Raw genomic sequence first — 24,991 nt, forward strand, 5'->3', positions numbered from 1 at the left:
AATCGTTGTGAATCAAGGCTTTCCAAAACGGTAACGATAGCACCCCGGGCCGGGCGGGTCAAGGGCGACGACCGGGCGATGACCGAGCCCGTCGAGGCTTCGACCGGGCGCCCACCGGGCCCGGCGGGGGCGCCGGCGAACCGAGTGTACCCTGGAGGCGGCCCCGCTCCCCTACCCTGCGGCCGCCGCGATGGCCAGGAACGATGCCGCGTCCAGGCTCGCGCCACCCACCAGCGCGCCGTCAACGTCAGGCTGGCCCAACAGGGCCCGGGCGTTGTCCGGCTTCACGCTGCCGCCGTACTGGATCCGGGTGGCCTCGGCAAAACGGGCGTCGAAGCGGGCCTTGAGCCAGCCGCGGATGAACTTGTGGGTCTCCTGCGCCTGCCCTGTGGTGGCGGTGCGGCCGGTGCCGATGGCCCACACCGGCTCGTAGGCGATCACCAGGCCCTCCAGCTCGCCGGCATCCAGACCCAGCAGCGCGCCGTCGAGCTGGCGCTCCAGCACCGCCTCGGTCTGCCCGCCGTCGCGCTCGGCCAGCATCTCGCCCACGCACAGGATGGGCTTGAGGCCCGCGCGCTTCGCAGCCACCACGCGCTTCCGCGCGGTCTCGTCGGTCTCGCCGAAGAACTGCCGCCGCTCGCTGTGCGCCACCAGCACGTAGGCGCAGCCGCATTCGGCCAGCATCTCGGTGGACACCTCGCCGGTGAACGCGCCCCGGGTCTCCCAGTGGCACAGCTGGGCGCCCACCGCCACGGGGCGCCCCAGCAGCCCGGTGTGCACTGCCGCCAGCGAGGCGAACGGCGGCACCAGCAGCACCTCCACGGCGGGGGGCACGGCGTGGAAGCCCTCCAGGAAGGCGCGCACGAAGCTCTCGGCCGCGCGCGGGCCGTGATGCATCTTCCAGTTGCCTGCAATCAGCGGGGCGCGCATCTTTAGGACTTGTCCGTGAGCGCGGCCACGCCGGGCAGGGCCTTGCCTTCGAGGAACTCGAGCGAGGCGCCCCCGCCGGTGGAGACGTGCGACATGCGCGCCTCCAGCCCCAGCTGGTTCACCGCGGCCGCGGAGTCGCCCCCGCCCACCACGGTGGTCGCGCCCTTCGCGGTGGCCTCGGCCATGGCCTGCGCCACCGCCAGGGTGCCATGCGAGAACTCCGGCACCTCGAACACCCCCATGGGCCCGTTCCACACCACGGTCCTGGCTCCCTGGATGCGACGGGCATACTCCTGGGCGCTGTCCGGGCCGATGTCCAGGCCCACGCCCTCCGCGGGGATCTGGTCGGCCGCGACGGCCTTCTCGCTGCCGTCGGACTTCTCCGCGGAGGAGCCCACCAGCACGTCGGTGGGCAGCACCAGGTCCACGCCGCGCGACTTCGCCGCCGCGAGGATCTTCGCCGCCATCTCCACGCGGTCGGCCTCCACCAGGCTCCGGCCGGTCTCCATTCCGCGGGCCTTGTAGAACGTGAACATCATCGCGCCCCCGACCAGCAGGGAGTCCACCTTGCCCATCAGGTTCTCGATGACGTCGATCTTCCCGGAGATCTTGGAGCCGCCCAGCACCGCCACGAACGGCCGCTTCGGCTCGGCCAGCGCGCGGCCGAGGTAGTCCAGCTCCTTCTGCATAAGGAAGCCGGAAGCGGCCTGCGGCAGCAGCTTCGCCACCGCCTCGGTGGAGGCGTGCGCGCGGTGCGCGCTGCCGAACGCGTCGTTCACGTACACCTCGCCCAGTTCGGCGAGCCGCGTCGCGAAGGCTGCGTCGTTGGCCTCCTCCTCGGCGTGGAAGCGCAGGTTCTCCAGCAGCAGCACCTGGCCGTCTGCCAGGGCCAGGGCCAGGGCGCGGGTGGCGTCGCCGACGCAATCGGGCGCCAGCTTCACCGGCATGCGCAGCAGCTCGCCCAGGCGCGCGGCCACGGGAGCCATGCCGTACTTGGGGTTGGGCGCGCCCTTGGGCCGTCCCAGGTGGGACATCAGGATCACCCGGGCGCCCTTCTCGATGAGGTAGCGGATGGTGGGCAGCGACGCCACCAGCCGCGTGTCGTCGGTCACCCGGGCGCCGTCCAGGGGCACGTTGAAGTCCACCCGGACCAGCACGCGCCGGCCCTTCACGTCCAGGTCGCGGACGCCGAGCTTGTTCACGGTCAGGCTCCGATCAGCTTGAGCGCGTCCACCATGCGGCAGCTGAAGCCCCACTCGTTGTCGTACCACGAGAACAGCTTCACCAGGTTGCCGCCCATCACGTTGGTGAGCTGCGCGTCGAAGATGGACGAGTGCGGGTTTCCGATGATGTCCACGGACACGATGGGGTCCTCGGTGTACTGGAGGATGCCCTTCATCGGGCCCTCGGCCGCGGCCTTCATGGCGGCGTTGATCTTCTCCTTGTCGGTGGGCCTCGAGACTTCCACCGTCAGGTCCACCAGGGAACCGTCAATCACCGGCACGCGCACCGCCACGCCGCTGAACTTGCCGTCCAGATCCGGGATCACCAGGCCGATGGCCTTGGCCGCGCCGGTGGAGGTGGGCACCATGGACTCGCTGGCTGCGCGGGCGCGCCGAAGGTCCTTGTGCGGGCCGTCCTGGGTCACCTGGTCGTTGGTGTAGGCGTGCACCGTGGTCATCATGCCGCGCACGATGCCGCAGGTGTCGTGCAGCACCCGGGCCACCGGCGCCAGGCAGTTGGTGGTGCACGAGCCGATGGAGACCACGGTGTGCTTGTTCTTGTCGTAGAGTTTGTCGTTCACGCCGAACACGAAGGTCAGGTCGGCGCCCTTCGAGGGGGCGGACACCAGCACCTTCCGCGCGCCGGCGGCCAGGTGCACCGCGGCCTTCTCCCGGTCGGAGAAGCGGCCGGTGCTCTCCACCGCCACGTCCACTCCGAGGTCCTTCCAGGGCAGCTTGGTGGGGTCCTTCTCCATGAACGTCTTGATGCGGCGGCCGTCCACCACGATGTCGGTGCCGTCCACCTGCACGTCGCGGCCCAGCGGGCCGTGCACGCTGTCGTACTTGAACAGGTGCGCCAGCGTCTTCGCGTCGGTGAGGTCGTTCACGGCCACGAAGTCGAGGTTCTTGTCCTGGAGCCCGGCGCGCAGCAGCAGGCGACCGATCCGGCCGAAACCGTTGATTCCAACCTTCACTGCCATCGAGATGATCTCCTTCCCCGTGCGGGGTGCGGGAAGCGCGGAACCGGCTGGGCCGAAGCGCCCTCGCGGACACCCCTCCCCCCGTCTTCGGCTCTGGTTCCGCAGGCTGCCGGGCGCCACAGGGGCGCCCGGGCATAGAAATCGCGGCCTCAACCCCACCTTCGGCGACGGGCCGGACCGCGGTCGTGAATGCGGGTTCGGGTTCGAATGTATCGGCCCGGCCCCCCCCTGTCAAGGCGGGTCGGCGCCCCCCGGATCTTCCAATCTCTCGGCAAAGCCATTGGCCCGAACGACATAGCGGTGCCCGCGCCAGCGGATTCGGGGCCAGACCAGCGCGGCCCACCACATCGGAACGCTGGCCGCGTCCACCAGCGGGCGCAGCCAGGCGTACCCCAGTCGGAGCCCCGGCGGGCCGCAGCGGCGGCCCACCAGCGCGGTGGTGCCGACGTGCAGGAGCGCCAGGCCGGGGCCGGCCAGCCAGGCCCACGGGTCCCGGGACGGGGTCCATGCGGCCGCGGGCTGCGCGGCGCAGGTCAGCACGAACAGCCCCATGCCATACGCGGGCCCCAGCAGCAGCACGGCCAGCAGGAACCGTCCGGGCGCGGCCACCCGCATCATCAGCCACCAGCGGTGTCCGGCGGAGAGGAACTCCCGCCAGCGGGCGCGCGGCAGGTACATCCGCACCGCCTCCCCCCCCTGCAGCACGCGGCCCCCGAGGCGCGCGAGGCGCATGCCCAGCGCGCCGTCGTCGCTGATGTGCGGGCCCAGCGATGCATAGCCGCCCGCCGCGGCCAGCCGCGCGGCGCCCAGCACGTACATGCCGCCGATCAGCGTGTCCGCGCGGCCGATGCGCTCCTGCACCGCCAGGATGCCGTCCAGGTCGGAGTTGGCGAAGGCCTGGAAGGCGCGCGACGCGAGGTCGCGCGCGCCGTCGTAGTAGACCGGTGCGCACATGGCGGCGGCACCGGAGGCCAGCAGGTCGCGGACCAGCGCGCGCAGCGCGCCGGGGCCGGGGCGCACGTCACTGTCCGAGGAGCACACCAGGGGCAGGAGCGGAGGAAGCGTGGAGGCCGGAGCGCCACCGGCCGCGGTGGAGACGATCCCGCCCGGGGCGGCTCCGGCAGCGGCAGCCGGAAGGACCTCGCCCGCGGCCACCGCCAGGTTGTGGAGCTTCTGCGAGCCCGCCCGGGCCAGGCCGGCCACCACCACCCGCACGCGCGGGTCGCGCGCGGCCAGCTCGCGCAGCAGCGGCAGGGCGGCGTCGCCCTCCGCCTCCACCACGAACTGGAACTCGAGCGGGCCGGGGTAGTCCTGGGCCAGGAGGGCTTCGAAGTTCTCTCGGGCGCCGGGGTCGAGGCCCTTCACCGGCTTGAGACAGGTGACGCCGGGCCATGCCCGGGGCTCGGTCCCCCGCGCGCGGCGCCGCAGCGCGCACGCCGCGCCGGCGAGGATGCACAGCGCCGACACCGCCGCGGAGGAGAGCGCGAAGGCGCGAAACACGGCGCCGCCCTAGCGGATGACCACGAACCGGCCCACGGCCTGCCCCACGGCCGACTCGACGGTGTACAGGTAAATGCCGCCCTTCACGTCCTGCCCGTTGCGCGACACCAGGTTCCACTCCACCGTCCCGCCGCCTCGCGCGGCGTCCTCGCGGTACTCGCGCACCAGGTCTCCGGCCATGGTGAAGATGCGCAGCGTGAAGCGCCCGCAGGGCATGTGATTGAAGTTGATGTGCGTCCCCGTGGGATCATTGGAGCTTCCGCGCAGGTCCCAGGCGGCCCGGAAGCGGTACGGATTGGGGACCACCCGCACGCCGCGCGCGTCGGTGGCGCAGTCGGTGCGCGCCACCACCGCGTTCTCCTCGATGGCCGCGCGCCCCGTCTCCTGCTGCTCGACGGTGTCCAGGGGCGAAGTGCGGATGCCCGTCGGCTTGGTGTTCTCGTCGTAGGCGGTGACCACGTAGAAGTAGCGGAACCCGTCGATCACCTGGGGATCCACGTAGCGGTAGTAGCCCACCCTGTGGACGTGGCAGGGCTCGCCGCGGAAGTCCGGGCAGGTGACGCTGGAATCCCAGCCCGCGGGGCCGTCCGGCACCGCCGCGGCGTCGCGCACCTGGTCCAGCGTGCCGGAGGCCACCCGGCCCACCGGCTTGGCCCAATCCCCCACCAGTTCCCACAGGTCCATCGCGGGCCCGTTGGGACCGGTCTCGGGATCGCGCTTCCAGCCGGCGGCCCGGTACAGGCGGTAGCCCCGGAAGTCCAGCAACCCGGTGCCCGGGTCGGGGATGCGCTCGGCCTGGTCGTCCCACAGCACGGTCATGCGGTGGTCGCCCGGCACCAGTCGCACCCGGGGTGGCACCGGAGGCGCCTGCCCGATCCAGCTCACGCGGTCCACCAGGGGCACGCCCGCGATGTCGCACGCCCCGGTGGTGGGATCGCAGTCGAGGTCGAACCAGGTGCAGTGCTGGTCGCCGACGTCGCGCTGGTTGCCCTCCTCGTCGCTGCAGTCGCTGTAGGACAGCGCGCGCCCGGGCGGGGCGATGATGCAGGTCTCGCGGCCCCCGTCGCCGGGGTTACGGATGTCCCGGGGGGAATTGCACGCGTGCGCGCCGGCGCGGGGAGGCACGGTGTCGGCCCGGTAGTTCGCGTTGGGGCGCAGCACCCCCCGCCACGCGCGCCACGCCTGCTGGCAGGAGCCCAGCAGCCCCTGCGGCACCTGGTTTCCGAACTTGGACTGGAATATGTTGAGGTCCTCCAGGGTGGTGGGCACCAGGTCCCGCCCGCGCGGCCCGTAGTCGGCGCGCCCCACGCAGAAAGCCACGTCGAGCTCCAGGGTGCTGTCGGCGGGCAGGGTCACGTACGGTCCCACCGAGAACAGCGCGCGGTAGGCGCCGGTGTTGTCCAGGTCCGGGAACTCGAGACGCTTCTTGGAGGCGTTCGCCATCGCGTCGTAGCGCTCCAGGTCGGTCACCGGACGCCCGCCCTGGCTGTAGGGCAGCGAGGACTGGAACAGGCGGAAGCTGTGCACGGACATGTGGCGCGGCGCGTTGCCGTACTCGTCCCGCGCCACGTCATCGGGGGTGAGCACGGATCGGAAGCCCAGGCGCGGGAAGCGCGAGGCGCCCAGCAGGAGCATCGCGCCGGCGCCGCGCACCACGCCCTCGTCCCCGTCGTTGTCGGCGTTCCAGAAGATGCGCAGAACCGAGTCCTCGCGCGACGCGCGCTCCGGCCACTGCGGGTCGTCCAGCAGCGCGGAGGCCTGCGTGCGGCCGTCGGCGGCCACCTGCATCCACCCGGCGAGGTCGTCCTGGGTGAAGCTGGGGTTGTCGCGCGCGCCGGTCCCGGGGCGCCAGTATGTGCCCACGTACACCGAGTCGATATCCTTGCCCGCGCCCAGCACTTCACGCGTGACGTTGGTGATGTCGTAGTGGATGCCCACGAAGTCGCTGCCCCCCGGGGTGCTCCAGGCGAAGGAGGTGCGCCGCACCTTCACGTACAGGGGCACGTGGGCCTCGTCGTAGCTGTCGCCCAAGGCCTCGGGGGTGTAGTCGAGCATCTCGGCGGCGAACATGTCCGGGGAGATGGCCTGGTAGTCCTCGTCGATGCGCCCGTCGCCGTCGTCGTCCCTGCCGTTGAGGAAGTCCTCGTCGGTGCGCCCGTCCACGTCGTCATCCTGGCCCCGGAGCCCGGCGGGGATGCCCTCGTAGGCGTGCCGGGTCCGGGCGAAGTCGCCGGCTTCGCCGCGGATCTCGTCGAACTCGCTGACCCGGCGCACGCCGTCGCGGTCCTTGCCGGCAACCCACAGCGAGCTCCACAGGATGTACTCCACGCCGGAGTTGCCCGGCCACTGCCCACCGGGATCGGAGTTGAGCCCGCTGGGCCACCACGGGTTGCCCGGCGAGTAGTTGGTGTTGTCCATGTGCATCCAGACGCTGCCGATGGTGTGCAGGCCGCCCTCTCCCTGGCGCAACTCGTAGATCTGCGGGGTGGCGCCGCCGCGGCCGCCCGGGCCGCCCACCACCCGGGACGGCACCCGCGGCCCATCGGGATCGGCAAACGCCGGTCCGCCCGCACGCGGTGCCCCGGCGGACGCCATGACCGGAAACGCGAGGAGCATCACGATGGCGACGCGGAGGCCGCGGCCGGCGGCGCCCAGGGGCGCGCGGGCCGGGTGGAAGCGAGGGGCCGGAATCACTCGGAGCTGTACTTGAGCACGTAGTCGCCCGTGCCGGTCTCGTCCACGAAGATGAACCGCATGTGGCTGCCGTGGCGGGCCTGCCGGGCGCGCGTGCCGAAGATCATGCGGCCGTGGAGATCGTAGTCCCAGATTTCGTAGGAGCGGGTGTCCCCCCGGCCCCGCGCGCCCTTGTTCTCGAGCACCCGGCCGCGGTTGCTGTCCTCGCCCAGGGCCAGGTCGGAGCCCAGGTCGGAGAGCGATTCGCCTCCCACCGGCATGACCCGCTGGCGGATCTCGTCGGGGTGGCCGTACTTCACGAACACCCGTCCCCGGTCGGTGAAGTAGCCTCTCAGGTTGCCCCCGAAGGAGCGCCCCGCCACCACCAGGCGGGACTCGAACTCCGCCAGCGGGTCGCCGAGCGCCCCCTCGGGCCCCGCGCGCCGGCGGGTCCAGTACTCGTTCCAGTAGGCCTCCTGCTCCCCGGGCGTCATCTCCTCGAAGTGGTCCAGTTCCACGTCCTGGAAGAGCAGCTCCGCCTTCTCCGCCAGTTCCCGCACGTCCACTTCCAGCAGCGAGCCCTGCGACCAGGCCATGTCGAAGGTGCCCTCCACGCGACGGGAGGCGCCGGTCGCCGGGTTGGCGGTGAGTCTCAGCCGGTAGCGCCCCGCGGGCAGGGCGCCCAGGCGCAGCACCTGCGCGCGGTCGAAGTTCGGGGCGGCGTGCAGGGTGTCGGCCCACAGGACGCGCCGATCGCCGGTTCGCCCGTCGAACACCTCCCAGATCACGCGCAGCTCCTCCCCGGTCCGGCCGCGCGGCAGGCGGCCGGCCACGAAGACCGGCAGGTCGGTGCCCGAGAGACCGTAGCGCCTCGCCGGGTTGGGATAGACCGTCACGCGCGGCTTGCGGAAGACGCTGGAGTCGGGAGCCGCGAAGGACTCGGCGAACTCGAGGTCCGAGAGCTCCAGCGAGTCCGCCGAGAACGCGCGCACCCGCAACAGGCCCCGGGCGGTTCCCGAGCGGTGGTCGCGGCGGATCATCCCCAGCAGCGTCTTCTTGGGGGCCTGCAGGTCGGTTACGCTGACCTCGGCCACGTAGTCGCCGGGAGCCAGCGGGGTGTCCCATTCCAGCACCTGCCGCAGCTGGGCGGTGCCGGCGGCCTCGGAGTCGGCAGCCGCCATGTGCGACTCGCGCGACCAGCGCAGCGCCGCCCCCCCCCGGAGAGGGTACAGGTCGAGCTCCACCTGCACCCGGCTCACCCAGAGGGCGCCCGTCCACTCGAACTTCAACTGGTCGTTGGGAATGCGCAGGTAGAACTCGACGCGCGGCAGCGAGTCGGCGGAGGGAAAGGCCGCGGCGTCGGCGATGAAGAGCAGGTCGCCCTCGGAGAAGCGTGGCAGGGGCAGCGGCGGGGTTTCTTCCTCGCGGGGGTCTTCTGAGACCTCCCCGCCTGGCGCGGCCGGCTCCGAGAAGGCGGGAGCGGCCACACCACCCGTTCCCGTCGCCAGCATCGCCGCCAGCGCCAGCGCCACCCAAACGCGAAGGGGCAGTGCCTGGCACCGCCCCCCGCGCTCTTTTCCGTGCTCCGGCTGCTGCTTCACGCTCGTCCCCGGCCACCCGGCACCGGGCCGGGCGGCGACTGATCGGCGTCCCGCGCCTAGAAGTCGAACTTCAGCGAGACCCGGTGCGCCGCGCCCAGCGTCTGCATGTTCGCGTAGGCGTAGTCCACCTGGGCCTTGGTCTTCGCGCTGACGGGGAAGCGCACGCCCACGCCGCCGGCCCAGTTCTCGGAGTCGTACCCGAACTTGTAGCCGCCGCGCAGGAACAGGTAGTTGTTGAACTGGTACTCCGCGCCCACGTTCAGGTGCTCGCGGTTGTCCGGCGGGTGCGAGAACTCCATCGCCGTGAGCAGCTTCGAGTTGTCCTGGCCCAGCGGGCGGGCGGATACGCCCACGCGGAACATGGTGGGCATCTTGCTGGTGCGCACGTCGATGTCCGCCACCTCGGCGCCGTGGCTGTACTTCACGTTGCCGCCGATGTTCTGGATCACCATCCCGATGCGAATGCCGCCCAGGCCCACGTCGTACAGTGAACCGACGTCGAAGGTCACGGTGCGCCACTCGCTCTCGGCCAGCCCCGCCGTCACCAGCCGCGCACTCACGCCGGCGGAGAACTTGTCGGTGAAGAAGCGACTGTAGGTCAGGCCAAACGCCGCGTAGCCCGCGTCAAAGGTGCGGCCGGTGCCCTCCGGGTGATAGGGCTCGGTCTCCTCCTGGCGGTCCATGCTCAGCGAGCGGGCGTCCAGCGACCAGTTGCCCGGGATGCCCTTGATGCTGAACACGTAGGCGAACTGGTCCACCAGCAGCCCGCCGACCCAGCTGTTGTGGTTGAACATCAGCTCCGTCCGGGCCACGTGGGCCACGCCCGCCGCGTTCCAATAGGAGGCGGAGCCGTCGTCGGCCACTGCGACGAACGCGTCGCCCATGCCCGCCGCGCGGGCCCCGACGCCGATCTTCAGGAAGGTGGCGTCGTACGTGCCGACCTTCTCGAAGATCTCGGCCGCCCGGGCCGCGCCGAACGGCAAGGCGATCAGCAGCAGAACCGCAATAGTACGTTTCACGAGTCGACCTCCTCCGAGCGCTCCACGAAAATCACCGGATCACGGTGAACCGGCCGACCATTTGCCCGCGGTCGCCTTCCACCGAATATACGTAGATTCCAGCCTTGATGTCCTGCCCGTTGCGCGAGACCAGGTTCCACTCGATCGTGCCGCCGCCCCGGGCATCTTCCTGGTTGAAGGTGCGCACCAGGTCGCCCGCGGTGGAGAAGACCCGGAGCGTGTAGCGGCCACACGGCAGGTGGTTGAAGTTGATGTGCGTGCCCGTGGGATCGCCGGGGCTCCCGCGAAGGTCCCATGCCGCGTGGAACCGGTACGGGTTGGGCACCACCTTGATGTGGTCCACGTCCGGGCTGCAATCGGTGCGCGGCACCACCACGTTCTCCTCGGTGGCCGACCGGCCTGTCTCCTGGTATTCGACGGTGTCCAGCGGCGTGACCGGGTTGGTCTTGTTGGTCTCGTTGTATGCGGTCACCGCGTAGAAGTAACGGAACCCGTTCAGCACGTTGCGGTCCACGTAGCGGTAGTAGCCCACCTTGTGCACGCGGCAGGGCACGCCGCGGTGCGTGGGGCAGCTCACGGTGTTGTCGTAGCTCGACTCGGCGGTGTCCGAGACCTCGGGGTTGCGCACCGAGTCCAGCACCGAGTTGGCGATCAGGCCCACCGGCTTGGACCACTCGCCCACCAGCTCCCACAGGTCGCTGGACGGTCCGTTGGGCCCGGTGGCCGGGTCGCGCTTCCAGCCCACGGCGCGGTACAGCCGGTAGCCGCGGAAGTCCAGCACCTCGCCGAGCTTGCCCGGGTTGGGGATCTTCTCCGAGATGTCGTCCCACAGGACCTGCACCGCCTGGTCCCCGCGGACCACCTGCACGCGCGGAGGCACCGGGGGCGCCGCACCCACCCACCGGACCCGGTCCACGAGCGGCACCCGCGCGGCGTCGCACACGCCGGTGGTGACATCGCAGTCGAGGTCGAACCACGAGCAGTGCTGGTCGCTGAGTTCGCGCAGGTCACCCTCCTGGTCCTGGCAGTCGCGGTACTGCACCTGCTTGCCCAGCGGGGCGATGATGCACGTCTCGCGGCCCCCGTCTCCCGGGTTGCGCTGGTCGCGCGGCGAGTTGCACGCGTGCTCGCCCGGACGCCTCGGGTTGTTCGGATTGGGGTCCGAGAAGTACCTGGGATTGGGCTTGAGGACCCCGCGGTAGGCGGTCCACGCCTGCTGCACGGACGAGAGCAGCCCCTGCGGGACCTCGCGACCGAACTTCTTCTGGAACACGTCGAAGTCATCCATGGTCGTCGGCAGCAGCGTCTTGCCCTTGCCGATGTAGTCCGCCTTGCCCACGCAGTAGCCCACGTCGAACTCGACGGTGCTGTCCGCGGGCAGCGAGATGTACGGTCCGACGGAGAACATGGCCCGGTAGCTGCCGGTGTTGTCCATGTCCGGGAACTCCACGTTCTTCTTCGATGCGTTGGACATGGCGTCGTACAACTCGAGGTCCGTGGTCGGCCGGCCGCCCTGCGCGTACGGCAGCGAGGAGCGGAAGTACCGGTACGAGTGCACCGACAAATGGCGCGGGGCGTAGCCGTACTCGTCGGCGGCGATGTCATCGGCCGTGGGATTCGCCTTGAAGCCGAGCCGCGGGAAGCGGGAGGCGCCCAGGAACGTCACCGCGCCTGCGCCCGGCGTCTTACCTTCGTCCCCGTCGTTGTTGCAGCTCCAGAAGATGTGCAGGATCGAGTCCTCGTGCGAGGCGCGCTCGGGGCGCTTGGAATCTTCGAGGATTTCGCTGGGCTTGGTCCGCCCGTCGGCGGCGATCTCGAACCAGCCGAGCAGGCCCTTGCCGCTGGCGTTGGGGTTGTCGCGGGCGCCAGTGATGGGCCGCCAGAATACACCCACGTACAGCGAGTCCACGTTGCGGCCCACGCCCTCGATCAGGCGCGTCATGTTGGTGATTTCCCAGTGCACGCCCACGTAGTCGCTGCCGCCTGGGGTGGACCAGGCGTAGGAGGAGCGCTGCACCCTGAGGCCCAGGGCCACGTGGGGCTCGTTGTAGCCGGGGTCAGTCAGCGCCTCGGGCGTGTAGTCGAGCATCTCGGTGGCGAACATGTCGGGCGAAACGGCGCCGTAGTCCTCGTCAATGCGGCCGTCCCCGTCCTCGTCCTTCCCGTTGAGGAAGTCCTCGTCGAACTTTCCGTCCACATCGTCATCCTGGCCGCGGCTGCCGCCGGGAATGCCCTCGTAGGCATGGCGGGTCCTGGCGAACTCGGGGAGCTCGCCGCGCAGCTCGTCGAACTCGTCGGTGCGCCGGATGCCGTCCTTGTCCTTCCCCCCCAGGATCAGGTTGCTGTAGATCAGGTACTCGGTGCCCGAGTTGCCCGGCCACTGCATGCCGGGGTCCTGGCTGGTGGTGTTGGAGACCAGCCACCAGATGTTCCCCGGCGAGTAGTTGGTGTTGTCCATGTGCATCCACACGCTGCCGATGGTGTGGAGCCCGCCGGTCCTGTCCTCGGCCTCGTAGACCTGCGGCCGGGCGACGCCGCGGGAGTCCTTCATCCCGGTGGCCCCGGTGGCGCGGGCATGCCGCGCCAGGAAGCGCGTCTCCGCGTCGTCGAGGCCGGGCGAGCCCTGCGCCCGGGCCGAAGTGGGCGCCAGGCAGGCCAGAACTCCCAGGAGGACCCACAATAGGGCGGTGCGATTGCGCATCGTGATCTCCTCTTCCCGTTCCCGGGCGCCTAGAACGACACTCCGATGCCCACCCGGATGTAACGGCCTTCCTCGAACACGCGCGGGTCGTTGAGCGGGAACCACGTCGGGTGTCCGGTGCGGAACGGGTCGTACAGGAACGCCCCGCCCGCCTTGCCGGTCTCCGTGAAGTAGACGTCGTAGGGGTTCAAGTTGGCATTCTCGTTGAAGCCCACGAACGGGTTGGGGTACGTCGACTGGGCGATATTGGCGATGTTCACCGCGTCGAGCACGTTGCGCGCGTCCACGAAGAACGTCACATCACGGCCCCAGATGCGGTAGTACTTGTCCGCCGTCAGCGAGAGACTGCTGTTGCTCGGCAGCCGCTGGGAGTTCTCGGCCTTCGGGTCCGTCTTGTCCTCGTTGCGGGTGTGCGGAGTGTACGGCCGACCCGTGGAGTACTGCCACAGGAGGTTGACGCCCCAGCTGCCCTCGTTCTTGATCGAGAGCTGCGCGGAGAGGTTGTGACGGATGTCCCAGTCCAGGGGCTTCTCGTCGATCGGCAGGTACAGCGTGCCGCCGCTGATGAACCTCCCGGCCTCGTTGGGGTCGTTGGCCACCCCCGTGGCGATGCCGTAGGTGTAGTTGAGCTCGCCCGCGAAGTGGTGGCTCATGCGCTTGGTGAGCGTGACCTCGAAGCCGCGCGCGGAGGCGTAGTCCCCGTTCACGTAGTAGCTCACCAGCTTGCCCGTCTCCCGGTCCAGCTTCTGGCGCACCGTCAGCAGCCCGAAGATGTCCTTGAAGAACACCGAGAACTGCCCGAAGATGTCGCGGCTGAACAGGTGCTGCACCGCCGCCTGGTAGGAGATGTTGGTCTCGGGCGAGATGTCGGGATTGCCCTGCACCCCCACCGAGCTCTTGGCGCCACGGTTCTCGAACACGTAGAGGCGGTCCGGCGTCTGGTAGGTGCGTCCGTAGTGCAGCGAGAACACGTCGCGGTCCGAGACCGGGTAGGCGATCCCCAGCCGCGGGCTCACCTGCGTCTTGAAGCGCCTCCCGCTGGGCAGGTCCTTGTCCGGAATCTGCGGGCCCGGAGAGAAGAAGTCGTAGCGCAGCCCGGCGTTGATCACCATGCCCTCGTACTCCCAGCGGTCCTGCACGAAGCCGGAGCCCTCGGGGTTGTAGGCGGTGATCTGGCTGCGGGTGGCGCCCGGCAGCCCGCTGGTGCCCACGAACAGGTTCGGGTCGTTGAGCGACAGCGAGCGCGCCTGGTTGTACACGAACTCCCCGCCGGCCTTGAATGTGTGCCCGTTGGTCTTGCCCGGGGTGAAGTCGCCGCGCCGTGAGGTGATGTCCGACTTCACCGTGTACACCACGGTGTGCCGCTCGTTGTACACCGGGAAGTCCCCGTGGGTGGCGTAGTACAGTCCGCCCAGGTAGTCGGAGAAGTAGTCGGGGCGCTGCACCTCGTACTCGCCGGGGGCCAGCGAACGGCCATCGCGTTCCACGCCATAACGGCTGTCGAACTGGTAGCGGCTCATCTTGGCCGAGTACACCGTCTTGTCCGAGAGCTGGCGCTGGAACACCACCTTGTACAGGTCGAATCCGTCGCGGGCCACCGGGAAGTGATCGGCGGCGTTGTAGGATTCCCAGTAAGCGCCGGCATCCCCCAACCCGGGCGCCTGGCCGTACTGCACGTACGGGTTCGGGTCGGGCACCGGGCTCCAGACGCGGTAGTTCTTGCCGATCTTCTTGATGTTGCCCGGGTCGCGCTTCTCGGCACCCTGCCGGTTCGGGTCCACGAAGGTGGTCTCGGGCACCACCAGCACATAGCCCTTGCGGCTCCACATGTGGTTGTACGCCCCGGCGATGGTCCGGTTGCTCAGGTACTCGCCGGTCAGCTTCATGGCGTCGTCCTTGCCGAACCGGTACGCCATCTTGGCCTGCCAGTTGCCTTCGTTGACCTGCCGCGGCCCGAAGGAAACGAAGTCCAGCAGCCGCGAGCGGCGCTGGGTGGCCTGCGACTTGAGGTAGGTGTCGGTAAAGATGCCGTCGTAGGACACGAAGTAGGTCAGCCTCTTCAGTGGCGTGGGGCCGCCGAAGCCGGTCGAGACGCGGGTGTAGTTGTCGTAGGTCTTGCGGTCGTCGCCGAAGCGGTCCGTGTGGTACTGGAACTGGCCCTCGAACTTGTCGCGGCCCTCGCGGGTCTGCACCGAGAGCACGCCGGAAAGCGCGTTGCCGTACTCGGCATCCAGGCCGCCCAGCAGCAGGTCGGCGTTGTCGAAGCCCAGGTTGGTGGTGGAGATGAGCCCGCCCACCAGCGGGTCGGACACGGTGATGCCGTCGATCTGGGTCTTCACCTCGCCGTTGCGCCCGCCGCGCACGTGCAGGCCGCTGGCGTTGTTCACCACGCCCGCCTTGAGCGAGATGGCCTGGATCAGGTTGTCCACCGGCTTCTCGGTCACGTCCCGGGCGCTCACCGTCTGGCGCACGTCGGAAGACTTGGTGCGGATCATCTGCTTTTCGCCGATGACGTGGAGCACGTCCAGGGTCTTGGCCACGCCCGCCCGGATGTTGATCTCCACGTTGACCGTCTGGCCCGGCCCGACCACCACCGTCTTCGGGTCGGCCGAGACGCCGGGCGCCTGCAGGATGATGGTGTAGGTCCCGGGGGGCACGTCGAAGGTGGCGGTGCCGTCCGTTCCGAGGTTGGAGCCGCGCTTGAGCTCGCGGATCGCGACCGCTCCCCCCGTCCAGCTCTGGCCCTTCTCGAGCGCCTTGACCACGATCTTCCCGGACTTGCCGGGCGCGAGGTGCCGCACTTCCTGTGCCTGGGCCTGGAAAGCGAACGCGAGCAGGATGGCCAGGGCCCCAAGGCAGGTGCCGGTCTTCAGAATCAAGCTGCGCATATGGGCTCTCACTCCTCTCGTCCGCGCCGACACGGCCCGTGGGGAGATTCCGGGTCGCCCGGCGCCGCCGCCTGCGCGGGAGCCTTCCCGCGCGGGCCAGCGGCCCGCGGATCTTCAGAAACGCCTCTTCGGCGGGCAGAAACTGCCCGCCACAAAATAGGAGAGGTCACTTGGGAAGCGGTCGATCCACGGGCTAGAAACTCATCCGGCCGTACAACTGCAGGCCTTGCTCGCGGATTTCCAGGTGGGAGGGGTCGGCAAAATCGGACTTGGAATTGCCCGTGAGATACACCAGCTCCAGACTCTTCTTCCCGTCGCGAGTGTAGCCCAATCCGAAGGTTACCTGATGCCCGTCCCGCTTGTCAATTGTGCCGTTGCGATCCTCGTCCAGCTTGAGCATCAGGTAACCGGCGCGCACCGCCAGCTTTCCCGAGAACACATACTCACCCCCGACCCGGATTTCCCGGGTTTCGGGGCTGCGGCCCATGCCGTTCACCTGGAGGTCCGCCGTGTACCGGATGTAGTCAGCCGTAACCGTGCTCACCGGTGAAGGATGCACCTGGGCGCCGACGCCCCAGCGCACGTACTTCTCCACCCGCGAGGCGTCGCTGACCAGGGCCGCCGCCGACACTCCCACCGAGTCCCCCGCGGGGGTGCTGGCGAGGTACAGCGAGTCCAGGAAGTTGTACGAGCCCGGGCCCACCGCCACGTTCTTGTACAGCTCGTTCTTGCCCGTGGAGTAGGCGAAGCCCAGTTGCAGCCGTTTCGGGTGCACTCTCCAGGTGCCGCGGCTGTCGAAGGAGAAGGTGCGGTAGACGTGGTCCGCCACCCGGCCGTCGTAGATCACCGGCGGGTCCTGGACCGCCGACTTCTTGCGGCGGCTGAAGCGGAACGTCTCCGTGGCGTCGTAGGAGTTGTGCGTGTAGCGCGCGGCCACGATCACCTTGTCGCGGTAACGATAGGTCCCGCCCAGGCTCCCCTTGATCAGGGAACGGTTGTTGAGGGCGTCCAGCTGCATCCGCTGGTTGGAGGAGGCGGCGTCAATGCGCTGCTGCTCCAGCGCGAAGGTGCCGCCCAGGCGCAGCCCGTTGAACAACTCGTACTGCAGCCCCAGCAGTTCCTGGATCGAGTGGTAGGACACGCGGTCGGTGATGAGAGCCGGGTTGTTGACCATCCGGTCCACCGCCACGGAGTTGTAGTAGGTGGTGTCGTAAAGGAACTGGGTGCTCTCGTCGATGTTGGTCGCCGACAGGGAGAGACCCCAGTAGAACCGCCCGATGCGATTGTTGAGCGTCATCGCCAGGCGCGGCCCGTTGCCCTCGCCCTCACGCCGCGCGCCCAGGGAGACATCCTCGGTGTTGTCGTGCGCGAGGTAGCCCACCTCGGCCTGCGCCGCGAAACGGTTGCGCCAGCGGGCCTGCCCGATGGCCTGCCCCACCCGCTCGGTGGAGAAGCCGTTGTCGGCGCGACCGGCGTCGGAATCCCCGGGGCCCCGGGAGCTGGTGGGCCTGACCCTGAACCCCTGGATCTCCAGGCGGTTGCCCTGGACGTCCTCGATCAGGGCCGCCGGGTTGCGGTCCAGGCGCCAGAGGTTGATCAGGTTGTTGATGTCGTCCACGGCGATGTACGCGCCGCCCATGGCGGAGAGCCGCGCGGTGATCGGACGCGAAGCCGTCCGCTCCAGCTGGCCCTGGAATACGGGCTCCGAGAGACTCCCGACCGCCTGGGCCCGGCAGAGCGAGGCTCCGGGGCCGGCCAGCGTTGCCGCCAGCAGCATTGTCGGGAGGGCGCGAAGGTGGTGCGGCCCTATCCGCATGCGGATGGAACTCCTTTCGACGGACGCATATCGCAATGCCGGGTAACCAAGTCCGGCATTCTATGAAGGTGTTGTCAGACTGTCAATTGAATTCGGAATCGTGCCCCGGACGGGGCGCTCAGGAGGGGTTCGAGCGCCTCCAGAATGCCCCGACCCGGGCGGCTCCGTCAAGACCAAATCGGGGGGCACCTCGGGATCGGGCCAGACCGGGGGCTACCGCCTGCCCCGGGAAGGGGGTGAGGCGGGTATCAGGGTACGCGGACGGTCGGGTTCCCACCGACCTCCCCTAGTGGACGGTCTCCTGCGCGACCCCGAACTCGGCCAGCTTGGCCATGACTTCGCTCTTGATGCTGTCCAGCCGCTCCTGCGTCTTCGCCTCGAAGCGCACCACCAGCACGGGCTGGGTGTTGGAGGCGCGGACGAGGCCCCAGCCGTCGCCGAAGCGGATGCGGGCGCCGTCGATGTCCAGCACGTCATGGGTCTTCTTGAAGTGGTCGCGGACCGCGGCCACGATGCGGAACTTGTCGGCGTCGGTGGTGTCCAGGCGGGTCTCCGGGGTGCTCACGTACTGGGGCATCTCCGCGGCCAGCTCCGAGAGCTTCTTCCCGCGCCGGTCCAGGATCTGGAGCAGCAGCAGCGAGGCGTAGATGGCGTCGTCGAAGCCGTAGAAGTTCTCGGCGAAGAACATGTGGCCGCTCATTTCCCCGGCGATGGGCGCGCCCTCCTCCTTCATCTTGGCCTTGAGCAGCGCGTGACCGGTCTTCCACATCAGGGTGCTGGCCCCGCGCGCCTTCAGGAACTCCTCGAGCCCCTGCGAGCACTTCACGTCGAAGATCACCCGCGCGCCGGGGATGCGCGTGAGCACGTCCGCGGCCAGGATGCCCAGGAGCTGGTCGCCGTAGAGCAGCCGGCCGGTCTCGTCCACCGCGCCGATGCGGTCGGCGTCGCCGTCCCAGCCCAGTCCCACCGAGCAACCCGCCCGGGTCACCAGCGCCTGCAGGTCCCGGGTGAACTTGAGCACCGTGGGATCCGGCAGGTGGTTGGGGAAGCGGCCGTCGGGCTCGGTGTAGAGCTCGTGCACCTCCATGCCCATGCCCTTGAGCACCGGGACCGCCACCGGCCCGGCCACCCCGTTGCCCGCGTCCACCGCGATGCGCCGGCCCGCCGTGAGGCGGATCTTGGAGCGCAGCATGTCCTGGTAGGCGCCCACCACGTCGGCCTCGCGCAGCGTGCCCCGACCGGTCTCGTAGTTCCCGCGGCGGCACAGCTCTCCCAGGCTCTGGATGTCGCCCCCGTACACCGGGGCCATGCCGCGGCACATCTTGAATCCGTTGTAGTCGATCGGGTTGTGGCTGCCCGTGACCTGCACCCCGCCGTCCACCTTGAGGTGATCGATGGAGAAATACAGCGTCGGCGTCGGCGTGACCCCCAGGCGGGTCACGTCCATTCCGGTGGACAGGATGCCCTCGGCCAGCTTTCCGGCCAGCCGCGGCGAGCTCAGGCGCACGTCCTGGCCCACGGTGACGTGCCTGGCGCCGTGGCGGCGCATGTAGGTGCCGTAGGCGCGGCCCACCTGCGTGGCCACCTCGTCGGTGAGCTCCGTGTCGGCGATGCCGCGGATGTCGTACTCGCGAAAGATCAGGGGATTCATGAATGGTCCTTTCGATGGTACCCGCCGCGGCCCGACGGGCGGGGCGGCGAGTCTGAAGAAGGCCCGCCTCGGCGGGCGCCTTATTCCCTGCGCCTCAGGTAGGCGTCGATGAACCCGTCCAGGTCGCCGTCCAGCACCGACTGGACGTTGGAAGTCTCGTGGTCGGTGCGGTGGTCCTTGACCATGGTGTAGGGGTGCAGCACGTAGGAGCGGATCTGGCTCCCGAAGGCGATATCGCTCTTGTTGTCGGTGATGTGCGCCAGCTTCTTGCGCTCCTGCTCCAGCAGGTGCGCGTACAGGCGCGCCTTGAGTATGGTCAGCGCGTTCTCGCGGTTGCGGTGCTGGCTGCGCTCGTTCTGGCTGGTGGCGACGATATTGGTGGGCAGGTGCGTCATGCGCACCGCGCTGTCGGTCTTGTTCACGTGCTGGCCGCCGGCGCCGCTGGAGCGGTAGGTGTCCACGCGCACGTCGCCCATGTCGATCTCGACCTTGATGGTGTCGTCCACCCGCGGGAACACGAACACCGAGGCGAAGGCGGTGTGGCGCCGGTGGGCGGCGTCGAAGGGCGAGAGCCGCACCAGCCGGTGCACCCCCGACTCGCTCTTGAGGTAGCCGTAGCCGTACTCGGCGGTGACTTCCAGCGTGGCGTCCTTGATGCCGGCCTCGTCGCCCGACTGCAGATCCAGGACCTGGTGGGGGTAGCCGCGGCGCTCCAGCCAGCGGGTGTACATGCGGAAGAGCATCTGGGCCCAGTCCTGGGAGTCGGTGCCGCCCGCGCCGGGGTGAATGGACACCAGCGCGCCCAGCCGGTCGTTGGGATCGGAGAGCAGGCTCACCAGCTCCAGGTCGGCGATCGCGCGCGCCAGCGCCTCCGCGTCCCGGTCCAGCTCCTCCAGGGTGGCCGCGTCCTCCTCGCCGGCGGCCATCTCCAGCAGCTCGCGCGAGTCCGAGAGGCGGCGGTTCAGCCCGCCCCACGTCTCCACCTTCCTCTTGGCGCTCTTGAGCTCGGAGATGACAGCCTCGGCGTCGTCGGGGCGGTCCCAGAAGCCGGCCTCCCCCATGCGGGCCTCGGCCCGGAGGATCACCTCTTCCTGGCGCTCCAGGTCAAAGGTACCTCCGCAGCTGCGTGAGGGTGGTGGTCAGGGTCTCGTAATGCTGGCGCAGCGAGGAAATATCCGGCACGTGGGAGTCCTTGCTCAGGTCCTTCGGGTTCGCCCGGGGCGTCCGGCGGGGAGCTCCCGCCGGCCAAGCCCCGGCCTTCGGCGCCTACTGTCAGTTCCCTCTTCCTTCCGGGAGCCCGCCGCGCGCGAGCCACCCCTGCCACTCGTCCCACAGCCTTGCGGCCTCCCGCTCCAGGCGCACAAGGTCGCCGTCGTTGACCACCACGTGGTCGGCCAGCTTCACCCGCCCGGCATCGGGCATCTGCGCGTCCAGCCGCGCCGCGGCGGCGGCCTCGTCCAGGCCGCGCTGGGCGCGCAAGCGCTCGAGCTTCGCCGCGCGGGGCGCGGTGACCACCACCAGCCGATCGTACAGGGTGGCATCCCCCCACTCGGCCAGCAGTGCCGCGTCCAGGATCAGGACGCGCGAGGGGCCCGGGGCGGCGCGGAACGCCTCCAGGCGCCGGTGCAGCTCGGCGATCAGGGGCGGGTGCACCAGCGAGTTTAGCTTCTGCAGCTCCATTCTGTCAGCAAAGACCCGTGCGCCCAGACGGCGCCGGTCGAAATCGCCGTCCGGTCCCAGCGCGTCGCGGCCGAACGCCTCCACGAGCCGGGCGAACACCGGCGAGCCCGCCCGCAGCAGCGCCTGGCCCACCGCGTCGGCGTCCAGGCAGCCCGCGCCGCGCCCGGTCCACAGACGGCACAGCGTGGACTTCCCGGAGCCGGCGGAGCCGCTCACCCCCACGCACAGGCTGCCGCGATCAGTGGATTTCAAACCAGTTGTCCCCCGTGCCCACCGAGGCCGCCAGCGGCACGTCCAACCGGGCGGCTCCCTCCATGCAGGAGCGCGCCAGCGCGGCCACATCGTCCGCCACGTCCGCCTCGGCCTCCAGCACCAGCTCGTCGTGCACCTGGATCAGCAGCCGCCCCGCCAGCCCGCGCTCGCGGATGGCGGCGTCGAGGTCCAGCATGGCGCGCTTCACCAGGTCGGCCGCCGAGCCTTGCAGCGGCGCGTTGAGCGCCACCCGCTCAGCCCCCGCCGAAGCTCGCCGGTCGGCGCTGCGCAGGTCGGCCACCCCGATGCGCCGCCCGAAGAGGGTGGTCACGTGGCCGCTCTCGCGCGCCTCCTCCAGCAGCCGCTCCCGGAACGCGCGCACCCGCGGGAGGCGCTCGAAGTAGCGCGCGATGTAGTCGGCGGCCTCCTTCTGCGGGATGCGCAGCTGGCGGGCCAGGGTCTGCGCGCCCATGCCGTACATCAGCCCGAAGTTGATGGTCTTGGCCCGGCCGCGCTGCTCGCCGCTCACTTCCCCGGGCGCGACGCCGAACACCTCGGAGGCGGTGCGGGCATGGATGTCCTCCCCGCGGGCGAAGGCGTCGAGGAACGCGGGCTCGCCCGAGAAGTGCGCCATCATGCGCAGCTCGATCTGCGAGTAGTCGGCCGAGATCATCCTCCAGCCCGGCTCCGCGGCGAAGGCGCGGCGGATCTCCCGGCCCTGCGCGGTGCGGATGGGAATGTTCTGGAGGTTGGGATCGCTGCTCGAGAGACGACCCGAGGGAACCACCGTCTGGTGGAACCGCGCGTGGATGCGGCCGGTGGAGGAATCCACCATCGCCGGCAGCGCGTCCACGTACGTGGACAGGAGCTTCGAAAGCTGGCGGTACTGCAGCACGCGGCCGGGCAGCTCGTGCGCCCCGGAGAGCTCCTCCAGCACGTCGCTGTCGGTGGAGAACCCGGTCTTGGTCTTCCGCCCCGGCGGGAGCCCCAGCTTCTCGAACAGCACCTGCGCCAGCTGGCGCGAGGACTGGATGTTGAACTCGCCGCCGGCCAGCGCATGCACCTCCGCCTCCAGGGCGCGCAGCTCGGAGGTGTAGCGCCCCGAGAGTTCCGCCAGCACCGAGGTGTCCACGCGCACCCCGGCCTCCTCCATCTCGGCCAGCACACGCGCCAGTGGCACCTCCAGGTCGCGGTACAGTTCCAGCTGCCCGCGCGCTTCCAGCGCGCCGCACAGGCGCGGCCCGTCGGCGAGCCGCCTCGAGAGCACCGCCCAGGCGCGCTCCATCCGGGGCCCGGGCCTGGGCGCCGCCGTCTCCAGGCCCAGCGAGAAGTTCTCCCCGGGGGCGGTCTCGTCCCCGGCGGCGGCCTCCAGCAGCGCCGCGCGCGCGGCACCGCGCATCTCCAGCACGTAGGCGGCCAGCGCCAGGTCGTCGCCGGTGCGCGGACCGGGCAGGTCGGCGCGGCGCAGCGCGTGGGCCACGCTCTTGGAGTCCGCCAGCACCAGCTCCGGCCCCGCGCCGAAGAACTCGGCCGCCGCGAGCCGCGCGGCGCCGTGCGCGGAGACGGCCCGCCAGTGCACCGCCGCGCGGCGCACGGGTGTGGCCAGGATCATCCACTCGGGCTCCGTCCCCAGTGCGCCCGCGCCGGCGCCGGTGATCTCCAGCGCCACCCGCGGCTCGGCCAGCCAGGCGCGAAAGACCCGCTCCGCGGCGGTGGGGTCCTCCGCCCGCTCCTCGACCGGGTGATGGAGGAGGGACGCGGGCGCCTCGGCGCGCGCAGCGCCGGGCGAGGGCCCGGACTTCGGACCTCCGGCGACCGCCGGCGCCCCTCCGCCCGCCAACTCCCGGAAGCGGGCTTCGAAGCGGCGGAACTCCCAGCCGTGGCACAGCTCCGCGAGCCTCGCGGCGTCGAACTCGGCCACTGCCAGGGAGTCCAGCGTGGCCTCCACCGGCGCCTCGAGATCCAGCGTCACCAGCTGCTTCGAGAAGTAGGCGTCCTCGCGCCCGGCGCGCAGCTTCTCGCGCAGCGAGGGCGGCATCACCTCCTCGAGCCGCTCGTACACGGCGTCCAGGCTGCCGAACTGGCTCATCAGTTTCACCGCCGTCTTCTCGCCCACCCCGCGCACGCCGGGCACGTTGTCGGAGGAGTCACCCATGAGCGCCAGCAGGTCGATGATGTGCCCCGGGTCCACGCCCCACGAGGCGCGCACCTGCTCCGGGCCCATCTCCCCGGCCTCCTCGCCGCTGCCCCGCGGCAGCAGCGCGTGCACGCGCGCGTCCACCACCTGCAGCAGGTCCTTGTCCCCGGAGTACAGGCGCACGTCCGCGCCCTCCGCGGCGGCGCGGCGGGCGAGTGCCGCCATCAGGTCGTCGGCCTCGAAGCCGTCGCGCAGCAGCAGCGTCACACGCAGCCCCTCGAGGAGCTTCTTCACCTCGTCAATTTGCGGGACCAGGTCCTCGGGCATGGGCGGACGGTGGGCCTTGTAGTCGGGGTACTGGTCGTGCCGGAAGGTCGGCGCGGCGGTGTCGAAGGCCACCGCCCAGTGCGTGGGGCGCTCCTTCTCCAGCAGGCTCAGCATCACCTGCGCGAAGCCGAAGATGGCGCTGGTGTTGCGCCCCTGCGAGTCGCGCAGCGGCCGGCGGATCAGGGCGTAGTAGGCGCGGTAGAGCAGCGCCATGCCGTCCACCAGGAGCAGCTTCACCGGGGGCCTCCCGCACCCCCGCGGTAGAGCCGGTGGGCGCGGACGTAGGCGGCCACCGGCGCGGGGAGGGCATCCCCCACCCCGGCGCCCGCGCGCAGCCGCGAACGCAACGCGGTGGCGGCCAGGTCCACGCAGGGGCGACGCAGCAGGGTGACGCGCCGCCGCACCCAGGAGGGCACGCGCCGCACATCGAAGCCGGGGCGCGGGACGGCCGCCACGCCGGAGGCCAGCAGAGCCCCGGGGTCGCGCCAGCGCGGCAGGTCCAGCAGGCTGTCGGCGCCCACCAGGAACACGATGCGCGCCCCGGGCAGCAGGGCCCGGAACGCGCGCAGGGTCTCGACGGTGTAGTGCGGGCCGGGACGGAGCGTCTCGGCCTCGCAGACATCCATGCCGGGCAGGCCGGCCACGACGAGTTCCACCATCCGGAGCCGGTGGACCGCGGGGCTGAGCGGCAGCCCGCGCTTGTGCGGCGGGTCCCCCGCCACCACCCACAGGAGCCGGTCCAGCCCGAGGTCCTCGCGGGCGCGTACGGCGACCTCGACGTGCCCGCGGTGCACCGGGTCGAAGGTGCCCCCGAACAGGCCCAGCTTCATGGGTGTTCCAGGGCCGTCCTGGCCAGCTTCTCCCGGGCCCTCTCGGCCCACTCGGTCCCGGACTTCTCCTTCACCAGCAGCTCCCAGGCCTGCCGGGCCTCTGCGTCCTTGCCCCACTCCTCCAGGCCCAGCCCCTTGAGGTACAGCGCCTCCGCGGCCCACGGGGAGTCCGCGAACTCGGTCAGTACCTTTTGTGCGTGGAACACCACCGAGCCCGGCTGCTTGAGGTGCGTGTACAATCGCGCGTTCAGCACTTCCTTCTCGGCCAGCCGGTCGCGCGTGGCCTCCAGCAGCTTCTTCGCGTCCGGAACCCGCGGGCTCTCCGGGTACAGCACCAGGAAGCGCTGCACCTGCGCGCGCGCGTACACGGTCTTCTCCTGGTCGTAGGCCGCCGGGCGGGAGTCCTCCCAGTACGAAAGCGCCAGCTGGTACTCCACCTCCGGCAGACGCGGCGAAGCCGGGTACACGTCCAGGAAGTGCCGCAGCTCGACCTGGGCCATGGTGTGCTGCCCCAGCCGGGAATATGCCACGCCGATCAGGTAGGAGGCCTCCTCCGCATTGGGCCCGCCCGGCGTGGCATCCAGGTAGGCCTTGAGCGCGCGGGCGCACTCGCCCAGGTCGCCGGTCTGGTACAGTTCCTTGCCGGCAACGAACGCCTCCTCGCCGGGGGCGTAGTGGACCACACCCGCGGTGGCCCCGCAGCCGGCCAGGAGCGCCGCCAGGGCGATCCCGGCGGCGGACGGCAGCGAGCGTCTCAAGACCTTTGAAAACTTGGACATGGGG

16 protein-coding genes are annotated in these 24,991 nt (G+C 70.3%); all 16 read right to left on the reverse strand.

Annotation, left to right across the window (positions count from 1 at the left end; translation table 11 throughout):
• Window positions 1-171: 171 nt before the first annotated feature.
• Window positions 172-930, reverse strand: coding sequence for a triose-phosphate isomerase (locus tag HZB25_08230; GenBank protein MBI5837216.1), 759 nt, complete (start codon window positions 928-930; stop codon window positions 172-174).
• A 2-nt stretch (window positions 931-932) separates the two neighbouring features.
• Window positions 933-2,132, reverse strand: coding sequence for a phosphoglycerate kinase (locus HZB25_08235; protein MBI5837217.1), 1,200 nt, complete (start codon window positions 2,130-2,132; stop codon window positions 933-935).
• A gap of 2 nt (window positions 2,133-2,134) precedes the next feature.
• Window positions 2,135-3,133, reverse strand: a complete 999-nt coding sequence (gap, locus tag HZB25_08240; GenBank protein ID MBI5837218.1) for a type I glyceraldehyde-3-phosphate dehydrogenase — start codon at window positions 3,131-3,133, stop codon at window positions 2,135-2,137.
• Between the two features lie 231 nt (window positions 3,134-3,364).
• A complete protein-coding gene (locus HZB25_08245) occupies window positions 3,365-4,633 on the reverse strand; it encodes a glycosyltransferase (protein MBI5837219.1) in 1,269 nt (422 codons plus the stop codon).
• A 9-nt stretch (window positions 4,634-4,642) separates the two neighbouring features.
• Complete coding sequence (locus HZB25_08250) at window positions 4,643-7,327, reverse strand: hypothetical protein (protein ID MBI5837220.1); 2,685 nt, start codon at window positions 7,325-7,327, stop codon at window positions 4,643-4,645.
• Window positions 7,324-8,907, reverse strand: coding sequence for a GWxTD domain-containing protein (locus HZB25_08255; GenBank protein MBI5837221.1), 1,584 nt, complete (start codon window positions 8,905-8,907; stop codon window positions 7,324-7,326). The genes HZB25_08250 and HZB25_08255 overlap by 4 nt, the downstream gene beginning before the upstream one ends.
• A 56-nt stretch (window positions 8,908-8,963) precedes the next feature.
• Window positions 8,964-9,926, reverse strand: a complete 963-nt coding sequence (locus HZB25_08260) for a PorV/PorQ family protein (protein MBI5837222.1) — start codon at window positions 9,924-9,926, stop codon at window positions 8,964-8,966.
• Window positions 9,927-9,957: 31 nt separating this feature from the next.
• Complete coding sequence (locus HZB25_08265; GenBank protein MBI5837223.1) at window positions 9,958-12,627, reverse strand: hypothetical protein; 2,670 nt, start codon at window positions 12,625-12,627, stop codon at window positions 9,958-9,960.
• Window positions 12,628-12,656: 29 nt separating this feature from the next.
• Window positions 12,657-15,515 carry a TonB-dependent receptor gene (locus HZB25_08270; GenBank protein MBI5837224.1) on the reverse strand — a complete coding sequence of 953 codons (2,859 nt, stop codon included), beginning with the start codon at window positions 15,513-15,515 and terminating at the stop codon, window positions 12,657-12,659.
• 193 nt (window positions 15,516-15,708) lie between these two features.
• Window positions 15,709-17,331, reverse strand: coding sequence for a hypothetical protein (locus HZB25_08275; protein MBI5837225.1), 1,623 nt, complete (start codon window positions 17,329-17,331; stop codon window positions 15,709-15,711).
• Between the two features lie 286 nt (window positions 17,332-17,617).
• Window positions 17,618-18,982: a phosphomannomutase/phosphoglucomutase gene (locus tag HZB25_08280; protein ID MBI5837226.1), complete on the reverse strand. Its 1,365-nt coding sequence runs from the start codon at window positions 18,980-18,982 to the stop codon at window positions 17,618-17,620.
• An 80-nt stretch (window positions 18,983-19,062) separates the two neighbouring features.
• Window positions 19,063-20,085, reverse strand: a complete 1,023-nt coding sequence (prfB, locus tag HZB25_08285) for a peptide chain release factor 2 (GenBank protein MBI5837227.1) — start codon at window positions 20,083-20,085, stop codon at window positions 19,063-19,065.
• Window positions 20,086-20,254: 169 nt separating this feature from the next.
• Window positions 20,255-20,914, reverse strand: a complete 660-nt coding sequence (locus HZB25_08290) for a dephospho-CoA kinase (protein MBI5837228.1) — start codon at window positions 20,912-20,914, stop codon at window positions 20,255-20,257.
• Entirely contained in the window at window positions 20,901-23,615 is a 2,715-nt protein-coding gene (gene polA, locus HZB25_08295; protein MBI5837229.1) for a DNA polymerase I, read from the reverse strand. The genes HZB25_08290 and polA overlap by 14 nt, the downstream gene beginning before the upstream one ends.
• Entirely contained in the window at window positions 23,612-24,208 is a 597-nt protein-coding gene (nadD, locus tag HZB25_08300) for a nicotinate (nicotinamide) nucleotide adenylyltransferase (GenBank protein ID MBI5837230.1), read from the reverse strand. Before nadD ends, polA begins: the two co-directional genes overlap by 4 nt.
• Window positions 24,205-24,987 carry an outer membrane protein assembly factor BamD gene (gene bamD / locus HZB25_08305; GenBank protein MBI5837231.1) on the reverse strand — a complete coding sequence of 261 codons (783 nt, stop codon included), beginning with the start codon at window positions 24,985-24,987 and terminating at the stop codon, window positions 24,205-24,207. The genes nadD and bamD overlap by 4 nt, the downstream gene beginning before the upstream one ends.
• Window positions 24,988-24,991 lie beyond the last annotated feature (4 nt).

The sequence above is a fragment of the Candidatus Eisenbacteria bacterium genome, assembly GCA_016235265.1.
Taxonomy (GTDB): Bacteria; Eisenbacteria; RBG-16-71-46; order RBG-16-71-46; family JACRLI01; genus JACRLI01.

What these genes read in the sequence shown, in the direction of transcription:
- HZB25_08230 (MBI5837216.1), bottom strand. Translation starts at nt 930, where the DNA reads ATGCGCGCCCCGCTGATTGCAGGCAACTGGAAGATGCATCACGGCCCG.
- gap (MBI5837218.1), bottom strand. Translation starts at nt 3,133, where the DNA reads ATGGCAGTGAAGGTTGGAATCAACGGTTTCGGCCGGATCGGTCGCCTG.
- HZB25_08265 (MBI5837223.1), bottom strand. Translation starts at nt 12,627, where the DNA reads ATGCGCAATCGCACCGCCCTATTGTGGGTCCTCCTGGGAGTTCTGGCC.
- HZB25_08270 (MBI5837224.1), bottom strand. Translation starts at nt 15,515, where the DNA reads ATGCGCAGCTTGATTCTGAAGACCGGCACCTGCCTTGGGGCCCTGGCC.
- HZB25_08275 (MBI5837225.1), bottom strand. Translation starts at nt 17,331, where the DNA reads ATGCGGATAGGGCCGCACCACCTTCGCGCCCTCCCGACAATGCTGCTG.
- HZB25_08280 (MBI5837226.1), bottom strand. Translation starts at nt 18,982, where the DNA reads ATGAATCCCCTGATCTTTCGCGAGTACGACATCCGCGGCATCGCCGAC.
- nadD (MBI5837230.1), bottom strand. Translation starts at nt 24,208, where the DNA reads ATGAAGCTGGGCCTGTTCGGGGGCACCTTCGACCCGGTGCACCGCGGG.
- bamD (MBI5837231.1), bottom strand. Translation starts at nt 24,987, where the DNA reads ATGTCCAAGTTTTCAAAGGTCTTGAGACGCTCGCTGCCGTCCGCCGCC.